At 42.4% G+C, this 17,210-nt stretch carries 27 protein-coding genes; 2 read left to right on the forward strand and 25 right to left on the reverse strand.

The genetic code is table 11. The features are described 5' to 3' along the window. Nucleotides 1-57: 57 nt before the first annotated feature. Nucleotides 58-531, forward strand: a complete 474-nt coding sequence (locus tag LA20533_RS02275) for a DUF2798 domain-containing protein (protein ID WP_056946587.1) — start codon at nt 58-60, stop codon at nt 529-531. 88 nt (nt 532-619) lie between these two features. On the opposite strand, the gene LA20533_RS02280 is transcribed toward LA20533_RS02275, so the two are convergent. After that, nucleotides 620-1,366: a DUF6612 family protein gene (locus LA20533_RS02280; RefSeq protein WP_056946590.1), complete on the reverse strand. Its 747-nt coding sequence runs from the start codon at nt 1,364-1,366 to the stop codon at nt 620-622. A gap of 369 nt (nt 1,367-1,735) precedes the next feature. Here LA20533_RS02280 and LA20533_RS08535 point away from each other — a divergent pair, with 369 nt between their 5' ends. Beyond that, nucleotides 1,736-1,972, forward strand: a complete 237-nt coding sequence (locus LA20533_RS08535; RefSeq protein WP_156849154.1) for a hypothetical protein — start codon at nt 1,736-1,738, stop codon at nt 1,970-1,972. A 135-nt stretch (nt 1,973-2,107) separates the two neighbouring features. Here the strand turns inward: LA20533_RS08535 and LA20533_RS02290 are convergent, their stop codons facing one another. The 24 genes from LA20533_RS02290 to rplE all read right to left on the reverse strand — a co-directional run bounded on the left by LA20533_RS02290 (nt 2,108) and on the right by rplE (nt 17,201). Next, a complete protein-coding gene (locus LA20533_RS02290) occupies nt 2,108-2,866 on the reverse strand; it encodes an ABC transporter ATP-binding protein (protein ID WP_056946593.1) in 759 nt (252 codons plus the stop codon). After that, a complete protein-coding gene (locus LA20533_RS02295) occupies nt 2,859-3,758 on the reverse strand; it encodes an ABC transporter permease (RefSeq protein WP_054745388.1) in 900 nt (299 codons plus the stop codon). Before LA20533_RS02295 ends, LA20533_RS02290 begins: the two co-directional genes overlap by 8 nt. Beyond that, nucleotides 3,755-4,759, reverse strand: a complete 1,005-nt coding sequence (gene trpX / locus LA20533_RS02300) for a tryptophan ABC transporter substrate-binding protein (RefSeq protein ID WP_056946595.1) — start codon at nt 4,757-4,759, stop codon at nt 3,755-3,757. The genes LA20533_RS02295 and trpX overlap by 4 nt, the downstream gene beginning before the upstream one ends. A gap of 720 nt (nt 4,760-5,479) precedes the next feature. Beyond that, the gene (locus tag LA20533_RS02305) at nt 5,480-5,761 is read right to left on the reverse strand and encodes a hypothetical protein (protein ID WP_056946597.1); all 282 of its coding nucleotides are present in this window, start codon (nt 5,759-5,761) and stop codon (nt 5,480-5,482) included. A gap of 89 nt (nt 5,762-5,850) precedes the next feature. Then, complete coding sequence (gene truA / locus LA20533_RS02310; protein ID WP_054745384.1) at nt 5,851-6,624, reverse strand: tRNA pseudouridine(38-40) synthase TruA; 774 nt, start codon at nt 6,622-6,624, stop codon at nt 5,851-5,853. Then, nucleotides 6,624-7,421 (reverse strand): energy-coupling factor transporter transmembrane component T family protein, encoded by a 798-nt coding sequence (locus tag LA20533_RS02315; RefSeq protein WP_056946599.1) that lies wholly within the window; start codon nt 7,419-7,421, stop codon nt 6,624-6,626. Before LA20533_RS02315 ends, truA begins: the two co-directional genes overlap by 1 nt. A gap of 6 nt (nt 7,422-7,427) precedes the next feature. Beyond that, entirely contained in the window at nt 7,428-8,282 is an 855-nt protein-coding gene (locus LA20533_RS02320) for an energy-coupling factor transporter ATPase (RefSeq protein ID WP_054745382.1), read from the reverse strand. Continuing rightward, complete coding sequence (locus tag LA20533_RS02325) at nt 8,258-9,109, reverse strand: energy-coupling factor ABC transporter ATP-binding protein (RefSeq protein WP_054745380.1); 852 nt, start codon at nt 9,107-9,109, stop codon at nt 8,258-8,260. Before LA20533_RS02325 ends, LA20533_RS02320 begins: the two co-directional genes overlap by 25 nt. Nucleotides 9,110-9,281: 172 nt before the next feature. Then, the gene (rplQ, locus tag LA20533_RS02330; RefSeq protein ID WP_056946601.1) at nt 9,282-9,665 is read right to left on the reverse strand and encodes a 50S ribosomal protein L17; all 384 of its coding nucleotides are present in this window, start codon (nt 9,663-9,665) and stop codon (nt 9,282-9,284) included. 25 nt (nt 9,666-9,690) lie between these two features. Continuing rightward, a complete protein-coding gene (locus LA20533_RS02335; protein WP_054745378.1) occupies nt 9,691-10,629 on the reverse strand; it encodes a DNA-directed RNA polymerase subunit alpha in 939 nt (312 codons plus the stop codon). 54 nt (nt 10,630-10,683) lie between these two features. Continuing rightward, nucleotides 10,684-11,073 carry a 30S ribosomal protein S11 gene (gene rpsK / locus LA20533_RS02340; protein WP_056946602.1) on the reverse strand — a complete coding sequence of 130 codons (390 nt, stop codon included), beginning with the start codon at nt 11,071-11,073 and terminating at the stop codon, nt 10,684-10,686. A gap of 18 nt (nt 11,074-11,091) precedes the next feature. Beyond that, nucleotides 11,092-11,457 (reverse strand): 30S ribosomal protein S13, encoded by a 366-nt coding sequence (gene rpsM, locus LA20533_RS02345; protein WP_056946605.1) that lies wholly within the window; start codon nt 11,455-11,457, stop codon nt 11,092-11,094. A gap of 29 nt (nt 11,458-11,486) precedes the next feature. Continuing rightward, nucleotides 11,487-11,603 carry a 50S ribosomal protein L36 gene (gene rpmJ, locus LA20533_RS02350; protein WP_075362782.1) on the reverse strand — a complete coding sequence of 39 codons (117 nt, stop codon included), beginning with the start codon at nt 11,601-11,603 and terminating at the stop codon, nt 11,487-11,489. Between the two features lie 18 nt (nt 11,604-11,621). Next, a complete protein-coding gene (gene infA, locus LA20533_RS02355) occupies nt 11,622-11,840 on the reverse strand; it encodes a translation initiation factor IF-1 (RefSeq protein ID WP_054745365.1) in 219 nt (72 codons plus the stop codon). 86 nt (nt 11,841-11,926) lie between these two features. After that, complete coding sequence (locus LA20533_RS02360; RefSeq protein WP_056946607.1) at nt 11,927-12,577, reverse strand: adenylate kinase; 651 nt, start codon at nt 12,575-12,577, stop codon at nt 11,927-11,929. Between the two features lie 13 nt (nt 12,578-12,590). After that, on the reverse strand, nt 12,591-13,886 hold the full coding sequence (gene secY / locus LA20533_RS02365) for a preprotein translocase subunit SecY (RefSeq protein ID WP_056946609.1): 1,296 nt from the start codon (nt 13,884-13,886) through the stop codon (nt 12,591-12,593). Further along, on the reverse strand, nt 13,886-14,326 hold the full coding sequence (gene rplO / locus LA20533_RS02370; RefSeq protein ID WP_054745361.1) for a 50S ribosomal protein L15: 441 nt from the start codon (nt 14,324-14,326) through the stop codon (nt 13,886-13,888). Before rplO ends, secY begins: the two co-directional genes overlap by 1 nt. Nucleotides 14,327-14,356: 30 nt before the next feature. Beyond that, nucleotides 14,357-14,542: a 50S ribosomal protein L30 gene (rpmD, locus tag LA20533_RS02375; protein WP_054745359.1), complete on the reverse strand. Its 186-nt coding sequence runs from the start codon at nt 14,540-14,542 to the stop codon at nt 14,357-14,359. A 12-nt stretch (nt 14,543-14,554) separates the two neighbouring features. Next, nucleotides 14,555-15,058, reverse strand: coding sequence for a 30S ribosomal protein S5 (gene rpsE, locus LA20533_RS02380; protein ID WP_054745357.1), 504 nt, complete (start codon nt 15,056-15,058; stop codon nt 14,555-14,557). Between the two features lie 16 nt (nt 15,059-15,074). Further along, nucleotides 15,075-15,434 carry a 50S ribosomal protein L18 gene (rplR, locus tag LA20533_RS02385; protein ID WP_054745355.1) on the reverse strand — a complete coding sequence of 120 codons (360 nt, stop codon included), beginning with the start codon at nt 15,432-15,434 and terminating at the stop codon, nt 15,075-15,077. Between the two features lie 28 nt (nt 15,435-15,462). After that, a complete protein-coding gene (rplF, locus tag LA20533_RS02390) occupies nt 15,463-15,993 on the reverse strand; it encodes a 50S ribosomal protein L6 (RefSeq protein ID WP_054745353.1) in 531 nt (176 codons plus the stop codon). Nucleotides 15,994-16,024: 31 nt separating this feature from the next. Next, nucleotides 16,025-16,423 carry a 30S ribosomal protein S8 gene (gene rpsH / locus LA20533_RS02395; protein WP_054745352.1) on the reverse strand — a complete coding sequence of 133 codons (399 nt, stop codon included), beginning with the start codon at nt 16,421-16,423 and terminating at the stop codon, nt 16,025-16,027. Nucleotides 16,424-16,457: 34 nt separating this feature from the next. Beyond that, entirely contained in the window at nt 16,458-16,643 is a 186-nt protein-coding gene (locus LA20533_RS02400; protein ID WP_075362783.1) for a type Z 30S ribosomal protein S14, read from the reverse strand. 15 nt (nt 16,644-16,658) lie between these two features. Further along, nucleotides 16,659-17,201 carry a 50S ribosomal protein L5 gene (gene rplE, locus LA20533_RS02405; protein ID WP_075362784.1) on the reverse strand — a complete coding sequence of 181 codons (543 nt, stop codon included), beginning with the start codon at nt 17,199-17,201 and terminating at the stop codon, nt 16,659-16,661. Nucleotides 17,202-17,210: the final 9 nt, after the last annotated feature.

Genomic DNA, 17,210 nt, shown 5'->3' on the forward strand with positions numbered 1-17,210 from the left:
CTATTTTTTTGCCATTTTTCCTAACGTTTAAGTAATCTAGAAAAAGGAGATTTGTTTATGCCTACAAATAAAAAAGAAGGTTTGATTTTTGGTTCGTTAATGTGTTTCTTGATGGTGCTTGGAATGAGTATTTATAATCTGGTAATTCACAATTCATTCAGCTTAGTTGCTTTAGCAACTGGCCTAGTTCCTGGCTTCGTTGTCGCATTTATTCTCGACAACTTCGTGGTGGGAATTGTTGCAAAAAAAATTGCATTTTCCCTACCTATTAATAAGGAAAGTAAATTACAGCTGATCCTGACCATCTCCACATTCATGATCCTTGGTATGGTAACCTTCATGTCACTGTTTGGCATGCTAATGGAGGGTGGCATTCCTGCCGACTTCCTCGGAACATACCTGAAGACTTGGGGCATGAACCTTATTGCTGCTTTCCTATATCAACTACTAATTGTGGGACCATTCTCACGACTTGTACTTGGTTGGGTTCAGAACAATGCAGCTGACGACAGCGCTGAAGAAGCAGCTTAATAGGATTTCTATCGAAATCTGTTCTACTAGAAAAGCCACTCGCAAAAAATCTGCGAGTCGCTTTTTTTGTGTGCGATGCACCTAACACTTAAAGTTTAGGTTCAGTAACAGCTGATTCATTCCATCTACTATATTTCGAATCGATAGTTTCAGTCATCGCTGCACCCCCAAGATCCAGCTTAATTTTCACTTTTAGCTGTTCGGGTAACGACGTCTTTTTGTCAATCACGTAGTGATAATTAACCGACTTTACCTTGGTCTTGGCAGCTACGGATTTTGACATATCGAGCGATTCATTCCCCTTCTTTATCAGCTTATCTGCGGCCTTACCAGTAAGCTTCATTTTGATCGTATAGTTACCATTTATTTCGGTTACTTTGGCTGCTTTCTTGGCATCAGCCGATAAATCAGCCGTATCTGCACCATTCGCGTGACTGATCAACGAATCCAAATCAATTCCTAAACTGTCAGATTGATCAGACATATCTTGCCATTCGTGCTCATCATCCTTGAGGTAAAATTTATCCTTTGCCGCATAAATTCTAAATTCCCGACTATCATCGTCAATTGCCATGCTATATTTGCCATCCATTGCTACTGGTTTAAAACTGAAATCAGCATCAACCAGCATTTTCATTTTTTCATCAGCAATACCAGCAACAGTATCGACTGCTAGATGAACGTTATCCTGCTTTTTCTGATTAGCGGTTGTCTTCTTCAGGATAGCGGAAGCACTAGGAATCTTTTCCTCGGCCTTTTGATTCGTGGCTTGATTGCTGCAGCCAACAAAGACGAATGTTAGCGCTGCTGCGGTAATTAAAACCTTTTTGTTCATTATATAGTTCTCCTCTAAGTATTAAATTTTATTCTGTTGACCTATTCGCTCAGAGCGCCGCATTACAATTTCTAATATTATTAGAACACTAAAGAGCGCAAAACTGAATATCAGGATTACAATTGCATTTTTTATGATAAATTGTGCGACATCCATCGCATCAATCAGCTTTATCAACAATTTAAGTCGCGCACCCAGGACCTCCGAATTTGGCGTGCAACGAGAATAAACATCCAGCATAGCTTAATTTATTCGACTACTGAAGACACCCAGCCTTTTGAAATAGCTTTAGACCAGTTACCTGAGCAAATGCAGGAGAACTGGGAGAAAATCACGCAGCAAGTAAGGTACCATTACGATGCAAAGAAAATGAAAAAATTCATCCAAGCAAATTTGCCCGACTATCAATTTAAGAATGTCCTGCTGGATGAACCCTATTCCAAACCGTATTACTGGCAAAAAAATGGTGGTCGTTGGGTAGCCGTTATGCCACATGGTAAAAAGCTATTCTACATTCAAAATAAATACGAAGAAGGCGGCCGTAAAGTCAAAACACCTTTGGGTCAAAGGTTGGTTAACATGATTTTTATGATTTTTTTTCACTAGCATACTCACGACCATTAAGTTGTTCTATGAACCTCATTCAATCTGTAAACTAAAAAACTCCTACCAAAATTTGTTGGTAGGAATTTTATTTGTTTATTCACAATTTCTAGATTGTTCTTTTCAATAGATGTGTTGCTAACCAAAATATTCCAGTAATTCTTGCTTCGTAATTTCGTTCTTTTCCTGTTGATTATAATCTGCCACAATCAGGCCCTGATCGAGCACAATCAGGCGATTACCATACTTCAACGCATCATCTAATTGGTGGGTAATCATGAGCGCAGTTAACTTATTCTCTGTCACAATCTGATTGGTCAACCCCATAATTGCCATACTCGTATGCGGGTCTAGTGCTGCTGTGTGCTCATCCAGCAACAAAAGCTCCGGCAACTTAATTGTGGCCATCAAGAGGCTCAGCGCCTGCCTTTGGCCGCCCGAAAGCTGCTCGGTAGGCTTATCTAACGCCAAGTCCAACCCGTTACCAGACTTTTGCGCCAATTCTTTAAATCGACTCATCTGTTGGCGTACTTGGCGCGACTGGAACATCAAACGCTCCCCGCGGTGCGTCGCTAACGCCAAGTTCTCCGCCACACTCATCCGGGGAGCCGTGCCCATCTTCGGGTCTTGGAATACCCGACTAATAAATTTCGCCCGTTTCTCCGGACTTTTCCTCGTCAAGTCGACACCAGCAATTCGAATACTTCCCTCCGTTGCCGCCAGGTTGCCAGAGATTGTGTTGAAGAGCGTCGATTTTCCGGCACCATTCGTGCCAAGCACGGTCACGAAGTCGCCTTCATCAATCGTCAAGTTGATATTATTGAGCAGCGTTTTCACCTCTGACCCAGCAGAGATTCTAACGGAAATATCTTGCAAAACTAGTTTAGCCTCAGTCATCCTTTCGTACTCCCTTCGTTAAAGTCTGCTTTAACCGAAATTTATCTTCTAACGTCGGCACCATGATTACTAACGCCAAAATAATGGCGGAAATGAGTTTCAAATCATCAGGATTGAATCCTAACGCGAGGACGATCAGCAAAATGAAACGGTAGATGATGCTCCCAAGAACAACGGCGATCAGGCGCTGGCTGAGGGTCAGATTACCGAAGCTCACCTCGCCAATAATAATAGCCGCGAGTCCAATAACAATCACACCAATTCCCATGTTAACGTCGGCGAAGCCATTATTCTGGGCGATTAACCCTCCCGCTAGACCAACGAGACCGTTACTAATCACCAAGCCCAGAATTTTCTGGCGGTCAGGATTGATTCCGAGACTACGAGCCATATTCGGATTGTCACCAGCGGCGATGAATCCTTGACCAAGCCTCGTATTCAGGAACAGCGTCAGCATGATTACCACGATAATCACGACTAAACCGCCAACTATAACACTCGCAAAAGCAGGTGGTAATTGCGGTAGAAATCCTTGTTTAAAGAGGTTGGGCTGGTTCAATAATGAGAGATTTGCGCGACCCATTACCCGGAGATTGATGGAGAATAAGCCAGTCATCACCAATATGCCAGCTAATAACACCGGAATTTTCCCCTTCGTCGTCAATAAGCCCGTCGAAAGGCCCGCAACCATGCCCGCTAATGTTGCCAAAATAGTCGCTACTAGCGGGTTAATACCGTTTGCAATTGCACTCACGGCAACGGCCGCACCAAAGGGAAATGTACCCTCAACCGTCATATCTGGAAAGTCCAATATACGAAAGGTGAGAAAGAGCGCTATGCCCAATATACCAAATAATAAACCTTGCCCGATGGCTGATACCCCGATTGTCATTTAATAATTTTCCCCTTTTCTTGTGCTTTTTGCATTACTGGCGCTGGAATCTTGAGTCCCAATTTATCCGCCTGTTGCTTGTTGATGATCAACTGCCCCGTTTTTTCAAAGTGGATTGGCGTTGTCGCTGGTTCGCTCTTCCCCTGCAGAATCGCCGCGACCATCTTACCCGTCTCCTGGCCAAGCTTAAATTGATTGATACCACTCGTGGCCACGCCCCCCTGTTTGACCATTGTGTCAACAGTCGGGAAGACTGGGATGTTCTGGGCGTTCGTGGCAGCTACTAACGTCTCCATCGAGCTAGCTATCGTGTTATCTGTTGGGACGAAAACTGCATCAACATTCTGGACCATTTGTGCGGCGACCTGCGTGATGTCGTTAGTCGAGTTCACACTATACTTCTTCACTGTTAAGCCTGCCTTTTGAGCTAGTGTTGCCATCATTTTCGCTTGGGTTGCTGCCGAATCGTCGCTTGACGTGTAGATAATTCCCAGGTTTTTCATCTTTGGTAATATTTCCTGCATCAGGTCGAGTTGCGCTCCTAGTGGTGCCTGATCGGATACCCCTGTAATATTACCGCCCGGGCGCCTATTGTTCGCTACCAGCTTAGCGCCAACCGGATCGGTAATTGCCCCAAGAACTATCGGTATGTCCATCGTCGCATTTGCCAACGCCTGAGCTGCTGGGGTAGCAATCCCAACGGTTACAGCCGCCTTCTCATTCACGAATTTCTCGGACATGCTCTTCAGATTACTCTGATCTCCTTGCGCGTTTTGAAAGTCAATCTTGACGTCCTGGCCTACTTCATAGCCCGCATCCTTCAAACCATCCTTGATACCGTCATAGATAGCGTCAAGCGCCGGATGACTCATCAGCTGTAAGACACCTACCGTTGGTGTATCTGTCTTTTGCCTGCTCTGTGAAATCTCCCGTTCACCAAAGTAAAATGCCACCCCAAGAAATGCTAATAATAATACGATAAAGCCAATCATTTTTTTCATTTTATCTTCTCCATTAATCCCATTAGTTTTCGAAAAAAAAAGCTCCCACAGGTCGTGGAAGTTTTCAGAGAAAATAAAAACGTCCACATAGTTACCACTAAATTGAGGTATCTATGCAGACGACGAATTGGAACCAACATAGACACGACCTGCGTCTGGCAGGACGTGTTCACGCCTGCCTACTGTTGGCTTTGCCAAGTTAATACTACAGTAGACAATGAATTTCTCATGTTGGTTTCCTCCTTGTTGTTGATGAATTTAAGGTTAAACTATTCGTAGCAGTTTAGCAAGGTTTTTTTTACTTGACTTGCTACTTGTGTGTCGTGTTACACTTTAGGTACGAAAAAAGGCCAGAGGGGGCTGATGTCCTCTGACCTTGGGTGATTTCGTGGAAAGCTTTAGCTCTTAATCTTTGTGATTAAGAGTTTTTTTGATCTTCTTGATCAACCAGTCGATGGATTTCAAACCATTAACCAGCTGCTCGATGAATTTCAATAAGTTGAATAAATCCACTTATTAGCCGCTTCTACCTTTCCATTCCTTCATAGACAACATCTCCCTCATCATTAATGTGCAGAGATGTGGTCCACGAAACACCGTGTTAATAACTACGCAAAAACAGGGTGAAACTTTTTTATCTTTGAAAAAATGATGCCACAAATATTTTAGATTATGATTTAGTGGTTTGACGGATGCATGTCATCTCTTAATTCAAACCACTTATGCTTTCTTAGACATTAGCCGAAATGTAATCAAGCGGCTCAGATAGATGAGGATTTGACCAATACCAATTAACTGGAAAACGCGCCAGTCTTTCAGATCAATTGTTGCGGCTAACAGACTACCGATAGGTACAAAAATTCCACTAATTACAAATATCAGACTGAATACTCTTCCGAGATAATCCGTATTGACATTAGTTTGCAGGTAGGACATCAGATACACGTTGAAAATAGTCACACTTGCAGAAAAAATACCAAACAGAACTAGCAACAAGATCATCAAAATTAATCTGGAGTAGTTTCGAATATTTGAACAAGCAACAATATGTTGCGTCAAAAAAGCCATGTAGACATGGCTTGATTCGTATTTTATTTCAACCGAAATTGCTCTGGAATTTCATCATAGTAGACTTCCTGCAGATAAAGTCCACTCGCTGGTGCCGTTGCTCTCGCCTCATTTCTATCACGGACCATAATTAACCGCTTGAAATCATCAATTGGTCTTCTACCATTGCCTATTTCAAGCGCTGTGGCAACCAGAATCCGTACCATATTATACAAGAAGCCATTTCCGACAAAGTCGAAGATGAACTCATTTTGTCCCTCATCATATTCGACGTTTGCATAATAAATCGTCCGTACCTTGTTCTTGATTACACCACCGCTCGCTGCAAAACTCGTGAAATCGTGTTCTCCAAGTAATGCGGGCAAAGCTAATTTAATGCGTTCAATGTCGACAGGATACGGATAATGACCCGTATAGAATCGCTTGAAGGGATCGGTGTAACGCCCGAGGTCAACACGATAACGATACCATTTACCAATCGTATCAAACTGGGCGTGAAAGTTTGCATCGACGATTGCCCCCGCCAAGAAGATGGTATCGAGTGGCATCATACTATTTAGCGCCCTAATCATATTCTGTGGTGGAATATTTCCCGGGTAATCAAAGTGAATTACTTGTCCCTTTGCGTGTACTCCTGCATCGGTTCGGCCCGAGCCGTGAACAGCCACTTCTTTCCCCTTCGTCATTTTGAATAGTGCTTTTTCGACAGTCTCTTGGACCGTGCGATCTTTTATCTGCTTCTGGAAGCCATGAAAAAGATGGCCGTCATAAGCCATCGTCATCTTATATCTTGTCATTAATGTGTCCTAAAAATAATTAGTAAGCCAGTCATCAGCGCAAAGTAGCCTAAATTGATTAAATCGAGCCAATGCCATTGGAGAATCCTGTATTTTGTCCTTCCGTCGCCGCCTTGATAGCCTCTTGATTCCATCGCCTGTGACAGGTCGAAAGCTATCTTTAAGCTATTCACAAATAATGGAATTAAGAGTGGAATGATCGACTTCATCTGTTTGAAAAGATTACCCTCACCGAAGTCCACACCACGTGCACGCTGTGCATTCATGATTTTAACCGTCTCGTCCATCAACGTCGGAACGAAGCGGAGCGCAATGGACATCACTAGTGCGATCTGGGTGACCGGAAAGTGAATTACCTTCAATGGTTTCAACAAAGATTCCATGGCATCAGCAATCGATAACGGTGGCGTTGTGAGCGTCAATACGGTAGAAATCAAGATAATTAAGACGAACCGGAGGAAAATATAGAAGCCGTTAATTAGTCCAAATTCTGAAATTGTAATGATCCCCCAGTGATAGTAGGTTTGGCCGCCAGCAGTAAAGAAGACCTGCAGTGCACTTGTAAAGAGGATTAACCAAATCATCGGCCGCACCCCACGCCAGAATACCTTGAGTGAGATTCTCGTCGCAACAACGGCCGCCAGTGAAAAAAGCGTGACAATAAGGTATGTAAGCCAATTATTCGCGAGAAATATAATACCAATGAAGAAGAATGTTGCTAACAACTTACCCCGGGGATCCATCTTGTAAACAATCGAATCACCTGGGATAAAGCGTCCTAAGATAAGTTTATCCATTGCTGCCTATCCTTTATCGAGATTTTGTACAATCTGTTGCGTCAAACTAGTGAGTGTCAGCGGGTTCTTGCTAAACTCAAAACCCCGCCTGCTCAATACTCTGCCATAATTGCTGGCTGTCGGCTCGTCCAAGTGATGTGCTGTCAACCAATCGCGATCCGCAAAAACACGCTCTGGGGTGTCATGGAGCAGCAGCTCGCCCTTTTCTAGCACCAGGACATCGTCAGCATAGTAGGCCACATCATCCATGTTATGCGTGATTAAGATAACAGTATGGCCCGCTGCTTGGTAATCAGTGAAAATTTTCATCATTTCGAAACGTCCCCTTGGATCCAGCCCAGCCGCGGGTTCATCCAATAACAAAACGTCCGGTTCGCTCGCCAGTACACCGGCAATCGCCACGCGGCGCATCTGCCCACCGGACAGATCAAACGGTGTCTGCTCTGCAACCTCTTCTGATAGGCCAACCCGTTCTAGCCATGTTTGTGCAAGTTGCATTGCCTCTTTCTCTAGTACACCAAAGTTTTTCGGACCAAAGGCAATATCACGCAGCACCGTCTCCTCGAATAATTGGTTCTCAGGAAATTGAAAGACCATGCCTACTTGTTTGCGTAGGGCCTTCAGGCTCTTATTGGTCGTATCCTTATTGATTTCAAAACCAGCAATTCTAATTGTGCCGGCGGTCGGCTTCAGTAGCGCATTAAAATGCTGTAGCAGGGTGGATTTACCGCTACCGGTATGACCAATTACGGCCACAAAACTGTTCTCTTTGAGTGTGAAACTTACGTCCTGTAACCCTTTCTTAGCCATCGGCGTGTTGGGTGCATAGGTGAAGTCTACATGTTCGAATTTAATTTCCACAGGTAATCTGTTAGCTCACTTTCATTGGTTACTGCAAGCGGAACATCGATGCCGTTGGCCCGCAGCTGGGCAATTAGCTGGTTGATGAATGGCACCTCGAGGCCCATCCGATCAATCAATTCCACTTGCTGAAAAATCTCTTTTGGTGTGCCAGTTTGAACTATTTCACCATCATTCAAGATGATGATATCGTCTGCCTCACTCGCTTCCTCAATGTCATGGGTGATTGAAACAACCGTGAGGTCATTTTGTTCCTTCACCCGCCTAATTAGGTCGAGGACATCTTTCTTGCCCTCAGGATCAAGCATACTGGTCGATTCATCCAGAATAATAATCTTCGGTTTAATGGCGATAATTCCGGCAATGGCCACTCGCTGCTTCTGTCCCCCGGATAAACGTGCCGGCTCGGACTTAATGAAATCCGTCATGCGGACATCGGCCACGACTCGTTGGACCACTTCCTGCATTTCTGCACGGGAAACGCCCCGGTTCTCCATCCCAAAAGCGACATCATCCTCGACGGTCGCTCCAACGAACTGATTATCAGGATTCTGAAAGACAATTCCAATATCATTCCTAATCTGCCAGACGGTGTCGTCAGTCAGCTCAATCCCGTCAATATAAATTTTGGACTTTTCGTCATCCGGCACGAGGAGACCGTTTAATAAACGTGCTAATGTACTCTTACCACTACCATTATGACCGATGATGGCGGTCCAGCTGCCTCTTTGCACACTTAAAGATACATCATGCAGTGCTGGTCTCTCAGCTTCATTATAAGTGAAGGTAACGTTTTGTACCTCAATAATATTGTCCTTTTGCGTCATGCCAACCACCTTTAAACACATTTATTACATTGTACCGTTTTTTGAGCAAAAAAAAATCATTCATGAAGGGATAGTTTAACTATCTAAGCTAGACTAGGCAAACGCCAACATCATCACGCTCATTCTCGCTTCTATGAAATGAATTTTTAAGGGTTGATTATTCAAATATCGATTAAACTAACTCGATAATAACCATAGGTGCGGCGTCACCACGGCGTGGTGTAGCCATCTTATACATTCTAGTGTAACCACCATTACGTTCTGCATAACGAGGTGCAATTTCACTGAAAAGTTTTTGGAGTGCAGATTGTACCACAACACCATCTTTCTCTTCGCGAATATCAGCAATTTCATTACGAACATAAGCTGCAGCTTGTCTTCTAGAGTGCAAGTCACCATGTTTACCAAGTGTAATCATCTTCTCGGTAGTCTTACGAATCTCTTTAGCACGAGTTTCAGTAGTGACAATGCGTTCGTTGATAATTAAATCAGTAGTCAAATCTCTCAACATCGCGTTTCTTTGAGATGAATTACGACCTAATTTACGGTATCCCATGAGTTTCCCTCCTTATTCAATCTTTTTAATCGTCTACACGTAGTCCTAAGCCAAGATCAGTTAACTTGTTCTTAACTTCTTCAAGCGACTTGCGGCCAAGGTTTCTAACACGCATCATGTCTGCTTCGGACTTCTCAGTTAATTCTTGAACTGTGTTAATACCAGCGCGTTTCAAGCAGTTGTAAGATCTAACAGAAAGATCAAGCTCTTCGATAGTCATCTCGAGTTGTTTCTCTTTCTTAGTATCTTCCTTCTCCACCATCACATCAGTGAACTCAGTTACAAGATTTGTATTCATAAACACGTTTAGGTGTTCGGTTAAAATCTTGGCACCAAAACTCAATGCATCGTTAGGTGTAATAGAGCCATCCGTCCAAACTTCCATCGTTAACTTATCATAGTCGTTGTTCCGTCCAACACGGGTTCCTTCGACTTGGTAGTTAACCTTTTCGATAGGTGAAAATAGTGAATCAACTGGCACAACACCAATCGGCATATCATCGGATTTATTCTGGTCCGCTGGAACATACCCACGACCCTGTTTAATGGCAACAGTCATCCGAAGATGTGCTCCCTCAGCAACCGTAGCGATGTACTGATCAGGGTTCAAAATTTGAACTTCATCATCAACTTTAAGATCGCCGGCAGTAACAGTTGCGGGACCTTCTACATCGATTTCTGCTAACTTTTCATCAGCCGCGATTGACTTTAAGGTAAGCTTCTTAAGATTCAAAATAATCTGTGTAACGTCTTCTAATACACCAGGAATTGTTGAAAATTCATGTAAAACACCATCAATTTGGAGATAACTAACTGCGCTTCCTGGTAAAGAAGCTAGTAAAACACGACGAAGTGAATTTCCTAAAGTAGTACCATAACCACGTTCCAAGGGTTCAATTACGAATCTGCCGTAATTTTTATCTTGTTCTACAGCGGTAATACTTGGTTTTTCAAATTCTATCATTACTGGGGCCCCCTTCAAAACGTATTGTTCGCTATTAAGTAAACAAATTGATAACTAAACACGACGACGTTTTGGTGGTCTTGAACCATTGTGAGGAACCGGAGTTACGTCACGAATAGCAGTAATTTCAAGACCCGTAGCTTGTAAAGCTCTGATAGCAGCTTCACGGCCAGAACCTGGACCCTTAACGGAAACTTCAACATTCTTCATGCCATGTTCCATAGCCTGCTTAGTTGCTGCTTCTGCAGCCATCTGTGCGGCAAATGGAGTTGACTTACGGCTACCCTTGAATCCAAGTGCACCAGCACTTGACCAAGAAATAGCGTTACCTTGAACGTCCGTAATCATGACCAACGTGTTGTTAAATGTTGAATGGATATGAGCAACACCTTTTTCGATGTGCTTCTTGACACGGCGTTTGCGTGATGCTTTTTTAACAGCCATTTTGTTCCCTCCTACTTATTATTTTTTCTTACCTGCGATAGAAACCTTAGGACCCTTACGAGTTCTAGCGTTGTTCTTAGTGTTTTGACCACGTGTAGGTAAACCACGACGATGGCGAATTCCACGGTATGAACCGATTTCTTGCAGACGTTTGATGTTCAAGCTAACTTCACGGCGTAAGTCACCTTCAACACGGTATTTATCAACTTCGACACGAATCTTGTCTTCTTGATCAGGTGTAAGATCTTTTGTCCGAACGTCAAAAGATACATCTGCAGCGTTCAAGATTTTTTGTGCAGTATTATCACCAATACCAAAGATATAAGTTAAAGCAACAACTATTCTCTTTTCTCTTGGTAAATCGACACCAGCAATACGAGCCATTTTTGCACCTCCATTATTTTATTTTTGTATTAGCCTTGGCGTTGTTTGTGCTTAGCGTTAGCAGAGCAAATAATCATAACGCGGCCATTTCTTTTGATAACTTTACAATGTTCACACATTGGTTTAACTGATGGTCTAACTTTCATTATTTTGCCTCCAGAATCTTACTTATTACGATAGGTAATTCTACCTTTTGTTAAATCATAAGGAGACAATTCAACTGTGACACGATCGCCTGGTAAAATTTTGATGTAATGCATCCGAATCTTACCCGACACGTGCGCCAAAATCGTTGCTCCGTTCTCTAATTCAACTTTAAACATAGCATTAGGTAAGGTATCAATTACCTTACCCTCAACTTCAATGACATCTTCTTTAGCCAAAGTGACCCTCCAAAAAAATTCAAATACGTCATACCTGAGAATTATAGCACTTTTTAGTTAAATTTGAAAAGAACAAGCCACCAATATTAGTCAGCCAAGGCTGCCTCGATGTCCGCAAAGACCTTCTCAGGTGCTTGGTTACCGTTGACATGAGTCAACAGACCTTTGGCATCATAGAAGTCAATTAACGGTGTGTTCATTTCTTTATTAACTTTAAGTCTGTTCTTGACTACTTCGGGTTTGTCATCTTCTCTTTGGTAAAATTCTTTACCGCCGCAACGATCACATACTCCCGCAACTTTTGTTGGATTAGAAATCTTGTTATAAGTCGCACCACAATTCTTACAAATGTAGCGTGCCGAGAGGCGCTCAACCAGAATGTCTTCTGGCACGTCGATACTAATCACTTTAGACAAAGGCTTATTCAAGCGTTCTGTAATTTGATCTAGTAGCTCAGCCTGGACAGTTGTCCGTGGAAATCCATCGAGGATAAAGCCATTTAGAACGTCCGACTTCTGTAATCTTTCTTCAACCAACTTAGCTGTGACTTCGTCAGGAACTAAATCTCCAGCATCCATATACTTCTTTGCTTCCAAGCCCACAGGTGTTTCTTCGGCCATTGCCTCTCTAAACATATCCCCTGTTGAAATGTGAGCCACGTGATATTTATCGATAATCGGTGCTGAGGCTGTGCCTTTGCCAGCACCAGGTAAACCTAATAGAATAATGTTTAACATTTTTTATAAGCTCCTATCTAATAAATCCAACGTACTCTTGTTTCATTAACAAACCATCGATTTGGCGTGAAATTTCTAAAGCAACCCCGATTACGATCAACAAGCTAGTTCCACCCAAGCCAATTGACTGTGGTAGACCCCAGATGTTTGATGCAAGTTGAGGTAGCAAGGCAACTAGGCCAAGGAACACAGCACCAACAGTTGACAGCTTCATCAAAAGGCTGGAAACATATTTTTCGGTTTCTTTACCTGGCCAAACACTAGGGATATATGCTCCCTGCTTTTGTAAATTCTCCGCCAACTTTTCGGGATTCACCTGAACGAAGGCATAGAAGAAGGTAAAGAGGATAATCAAAAATGTATAAATCAATGCACCAGTTGTCGTTTGTAAACTAAAGATTTCTGATAAAACCTTGTACCAAGTTGCATCACTGTAACTTGATTGGAAAGCAACCAGAACCGTAGCGGGTGTCACAATGAAAGAACTAGCAAAGATAACTGGAATAACACCAGCAACGTTTACCTTTAAGGGCAGATAACTTTCTGAACCGCTAACCGCGGCTCTTCTAGTATACTGAATCGGAATCTTTCTATTAGCCTGCTGAACGTAAGTGACGAAAGTTGTAACTAATAAGACAGCTACAACGACAGCAACGATAAAGATGATTCCAGTAGTACGATCACTAGCTGACGCGTTGATGATGTACTCCTTAATCAGTGCATATAAGCCACTTGGTAGACGAGCGATGATCCCGGCAAAAATCAGCATGGAAACGCCATTTCCCAGACCCTTATCAGTAATTTGATCACCTAACCAAGTCAGTAACATGGTTCCGGCGGTCATAATGATACCGATCTGAATATATGAGGTCACCGTTTGCTCTTTCACCAGCCCAGCACTTGTCAAAGCATTGAAACCTAATGTAATCCCAATACTTTGGATAAACGCCACAACGAGTGAAAGATATCTAGTTACTTGGTTTGTCTTACGCCGGCCAACCTCACCTTGTTTCCCCCATTCAACTAATCGTGGCACGATGTCCATCTGCAAAAGTTGAATAACGATTTGTGCGGTAATGTACGGCGAAACACCGAGTGCAAAGATTGAATAGTTAGCCAACCCGCCACCACTAACGGTGTCGAGGATTGGAATCAGCCCAACCTCTGCAACTTTACTAATTGCACCAGCGTTAATCCCAGGCACTGTGATATTTGATCCAATCCGATAAAGAAACAGAATGAATAAAGTGAAAAAAATCTTCTTTCTAATCTCTTTATCCGCAAATGCGTTCTTCAACGTTGAGAACATTAGATCACCTCGATAGTTCCACCAGCTGCTTCAACTGCCTTTTTGGCAGCCTCTGATACCTTGTTAACCTTCACAGTCAACTTAACAGAAAGCTCACCGTTAGCTAAAAGCTTTACACCAGCTAATTCTTTCTTAACTAATCCACTTTCAACTAATAAAGCAGGTGTAACTTCAGTACCTTCTTCAAATCTGTTTAAGTCAGCCAAGCTAACTACTGCATATTCTTTACGGTTAATATTCTTGAAACCACGTTTTGGCATTCTTCTGAATAATGGCATTTGACCACCTTCAAAACCAAGACGTGTTTTACCACCTGATCTTGCAAGTTGGCCCTTTTGACCACGACCAGCAGTTTTACCTGTACCAGATGAAGTTCCACGACCTACTCGCTTACGATCACTACGTGATCCCTCAGCAGGCTTCAATTCATGAAGTTTCATTAAACCGCACCTCCTTATTTATTATTTTGATTAATCTTTAACTTCTTCAACACTAATTAAGTGCGCAATCTTGAGTAATGCGCCACGAATAGCTGCATTATCGGGTTTTACGACGCTACTATTTACACGGTTCAAACCAAGCTCTTTAACAATAGTTCTTTGAGCTGGAAGACGATGAGCAGCGCTTCTGATTAAAGTAACTTTTAATTTAGCCATCTACTCTTCCTCCTAGTTTTGTAAACTCTTAGCATCGGCACCACGAAGGGCTACAAGATCTTCTCTAGTATTCAAGCTCTTCAAGCCATCCATCGTTGCGCGGATAACATTAATAGGTGTATTTGAGCCAAGTGACTTACTTGTAACATCGGCAACACCTGCAAGGTCCATCACGATACGCACTGGACCACCAGCTGCAACACCAGAACCTTCTTCAGCAGGTTTCAACATAATCCGACCTGCACCATAACGGCCAACAGTTTCATGAGGAATAGTTGAGCCAACAGTTGGAACTTCGATTAAGTTCTTTTTAGCATCTTCAACAGCCTTGCGAATAGCTTCTGGAACTTCTTGAGCTTTACCTGTACCAAAGCCAACGTGGCCAGCCTTATCACCAACAATGACGATTGCGGCAAATCTTAGACGACGTCCACCTTTAACAACTTTAGTAACACGGTTGATACCAACCAATTGGTCCTCTAACTCAAGTGTGTTTGGATCGATATGAGTTGTCATTAACTTTACCTCCCTCTTAGAATTCTAATCCGTTTTCGCGGGCTGCATCAGCTAGAACTTGAATACGGCCGTGGTATAAGTAACCACTTCTGTCAAAAACGATTGATGTGATATTTTTCTTTTTACCAGCTTCAGCAATTAATTTACCAACTGCTTCTGCTTGTTCAACCTTGGTAGCGTCTGAGCTAACAGACTTATCAAGACTTGAGGCACTTGCTAGCGTTACACCCGCTACGTCATCAATTAATTGAGCGTAGATGTTTTTATTCGAACGGAAAATACTCAAGCGTGGGCGCTCAGCAGTACCAGAAATTTTATTACGAATACGCGAATGACGTTTTAAACGTACATTGTTTTTATCTGGTTTTGAAATCACAATTTCACCTCATATAAAATTTTACTAACTATTTACCAGTCTTACCTTCCTTACGACGAACGATTTCATCGGCGTAACGAATTCCTTTACCTTTATAAGGTTCTGGTGGACGAACATCTCTAATTTCAGCTGCAAATTGACCAACAACTTGTTTGCTGATACCTGAAATTACGATTTCAGTATTAGATGGTACCTGAATTTCAATACCCTCAGGAGCATCGAATTCAACAGGATGTGAGTAACCAACGGCAAGAACTAACTTCTTACCTTGTAATTGGGCACGGTAACCAACACCAACTAGGTTAAGTGTCTTGGTGTAACCATCGGTAACACCAACAACCATACTTTCAAGGTTTGCTCTCATAGTACCATGTAAAGCCTTGTCAGATTCAGATGAACGTTCGAAACGAACTTGACCATCTTTTTCTTCAAACGTAATTTTAGGATCAAAATGTCTAGTCAATTCGCCTTTAGGTCCCTTAACAGTCACATCGTCACCATTCTTGGTGATTGTAACAGCTGCAGGAACTTCAATTAATTTATAACCAATACGACTCATTATTTTGCCCCTTTCTTTGATGATTTAGATATTACCAAACGTAGGCGAGCACTTCGCCACCAACATTTTTTTGTCTTGCTTCTTTGTCAGTAATAACGCCATTAGATGTTGAGATAATTGCAATCCCAAGACCGTTCAATACCTTTGGCACATTATCAGCTGGAACGTAACTTCTAAGTCCTGGTTTTGATATTCTCTTTAAACCAGTGATAACACGTTCGTTTTCACGACCATATTTCAGGAAGACCTTGATCATTCCTTGCTTATTGTCTTCTGAAACTTCGTAATCACGGATAAATCCTTCTTGTTTCAGGATTTCAGAGATAGACTTCTTGATGTTTGATGCAGGAATCATAACGGAATCATGTCTTGCCATGTTAGCATTTCTGATTCTTGTTAAGTAATCTGCGATTGGATCTGTCATGACCATAGAGCCAATGCCTCCTTTTCTTCAAGTATTAATATTACCAGCTTGCCTTTTTAAGACCTGGAATTTGTCCTTTGTGTGCCAATTCTTTCAAGCAAATACGGCATAACTTGAATTTACGATATACAGAGTGTGGACGACCACATCTCTCACATCTTGTGTATGCTTGCGTCGAGAATTTAGCTGGACGGTGGTTTTTTACAATTTGTGATGTCTTAGCCAATTAAATTTCCTCCAATTATTTTGCGAATGGCATACCAACTTGAGTCAGAAGCTCACGTGCTTCTTCGTCAGTGTTAGCAGTCGTAACGATAACAATGTCCAAACCACGAACGCGGTTTACCTTGTCATAATCAACTTCTGGGAAAATCAATTGTTCTCTTACACCGAGAGTGTAGTTACCACGACCATCAAAAGCTTTTGCGCTGATACCGTGGAAATCACGCACACGAGGAAGAGAAACACTAATCAATTTGTCTAAGAAGTCATACATACGTTCACCACGTAGTGTAACCTTAGTACCAATTGACATACCTTCACGTAAACGGAATCCAGCGATAGATTTCTTAGCTTTCGTAATCATTGGCTTTTGGCCCGAAATCAGAGTTAACTCTTCAACGGCTTCGTCAAGATTCTTAGCATTTGAAACTGCGTCACCAACACCCATATTCAACACGATTTTTTCAATCTTAGGTGCTTGCATGATTGAAGAATATTCGAACTTCTTCATCAATGATGGAACGATTTCAGCAGTATATCTTTCTTTTAAGCGATTAGTCACTTGTTGTCC

It is taken from the genome of Amylolactobacillus amylophilus DSM 20533 = JCM 1125 (assembly GCF_001936335.1).
GTDB lineage: Bacteria > Bacillota > Bacilli > Lactobacillales > Lactobacillaceae > Amylolactobacillus > Amylolactobacillus amylophilus.

Bases quoted from the DNA above. Each gene is read 5' to 3' on its own strand.
- trpX (WP_056946595.1), bottom strand. From the start codon at position 4,759: ATGAAAAAAATGATTGGCTTTATCGTATTATTATTAGCATTTCTTGGG.
- truA (WP_054745384.1), bottom strand. From the start codon at position 6,624: ATGACAAGATATAAGATGACGATGGCTTATGACGGCCATCTTTTTCAT.
- rpmJ (WP_075362782.1), bottom strand. From the start codon at position 11,603: ATGAAAGTTAGACCATCAGTTAAACCAATGTGTGAACATTGTAAAGTT.
- rpsK (WP_056946602.1), bottom strand. From the start codon at position 11,073: ATGGCTGTTAAAAAAGCATCACGCAAACGCCGTGTCAAGAAGCACATC.
- rpsH (WP_054745352.1), bottom strand. From the start codon at position 16,423: ATGGTCATGACAGATCCAATCGCAGATTACTTAACAAGAATCAGAAAT.
- LA20533_RS08535 (WP_156849154.1), top strand. From the start codon at position 1,736: ATGAAAAAATTCATCCAAGCAAATTTGCCCGACTATCAATTTAAGAAT.
- rpsM (WP_056946605.1), bottom strand. From the start codon at position 11,457: ATGGCTCGTATTGCTGGTGTCGATTTACCAAGAGAAAAGAGAATAGTT.
- LA20533_RS02360 (WP_056946607.1), bottom strand. From the start codon at position 12,577: ATGTTAAACATTATTCTATTAGGTTTACCTGGTGCTGGCAAAGGCACA.
- secY (WP_056946609.1), bottom strand. From the start codon at position 13,886: ATGTTCTCAACGTTGAAGAACGCATTTGCGGATAAAGAGATTAGAAAG.
- LA20533_RS02335 (WP_054745378.1), bottom strand. From the start codon at position 10,629: ATGATAGAATTTGAAAAACCAAGTATTACCGCTGTAGAACAAGATAAA.
- rplO (WP_054745361.1), bottom strand. From the start codon at position 14,326: ATGAAACTTCATGAATTGAAGCCTGCTGAGGGATCACGTAGTGATCGT.
- LA20533_RS02295 (WP_054745388.1), bottom strand. From the start codon at position 3,758: ATGACAATCGGGGTATCAGCCATCGGGCAAGGTTTATTATTTGGTATA.
- LA20533_RS02275 (WP_056946587.1), top strand. From the start codon at position 58: ATGCCTACAAATAAAAAAGAAGGTTTGATTTTTGGTTCGTTAATGTGT.
- LA20533_RS02290 (WP_056946593.1), bottom strand. From the start codon at position 2,866: ATGACTGAGGCTAAACTAGTTTTGCAAGATATTTCCGTTAGAATCTCT.
- LA20533_RS02315 (WP_056946599.1), bottom strand. From the start codon at position 7,421: ATGGATAAACTTATCTTAGGACGCTTTATCCCAGGTGATTCGATTGTT.
- LA20533_RS02305 (WP_056946597.1), bottom strand. From the start codon at position 5,761: ATGATCTTGTTGCTAGTTCTGTTTGGTATTTTTTCTGCAAGTGTGACT.
- rplQ (WP_056946601.1), bottom strand. From the start codon at position 9,665: ATGGGATACCGTAAATTAGGTCGTAATTCATCTCAAAGAAACGCGATG.
- LA20533_RS02325 (WP_054745380.1), bottom strand. From the start codon at position 9,109: ATGACGCAAAAGGACAATATTATTGAGGTACAAAACGTTACCTTCACT.
- rplF (WP_054745353.1), bottom strand. From the start codon at position 15,993: ATGAGTCGTATTGGTTATAAATTAATTGAAGTTCCTGCAGCTGTTACA.
- LA20533_RS02280 (WP_056946590.1), bottom strand. From the start codon at position 1,366: ATGAACAAAAAGGTTTTAATTACCGCAGCAGCGCTAACATTCGTCTTT.
- rpmD (WP_054745359.1), bottom strand. From the start codon at position 14,542: ATGGCTAAATTAAAAGTTACTTTAATCAGAAGCGCTGCTCATCGTCTT.
- rpsE (WP_054745357.1), bottom strand. From the start codon at position 15,058: ATGACAACTCATATCGATCCAAACACACTTGAGTTAGAGGACCAATTG.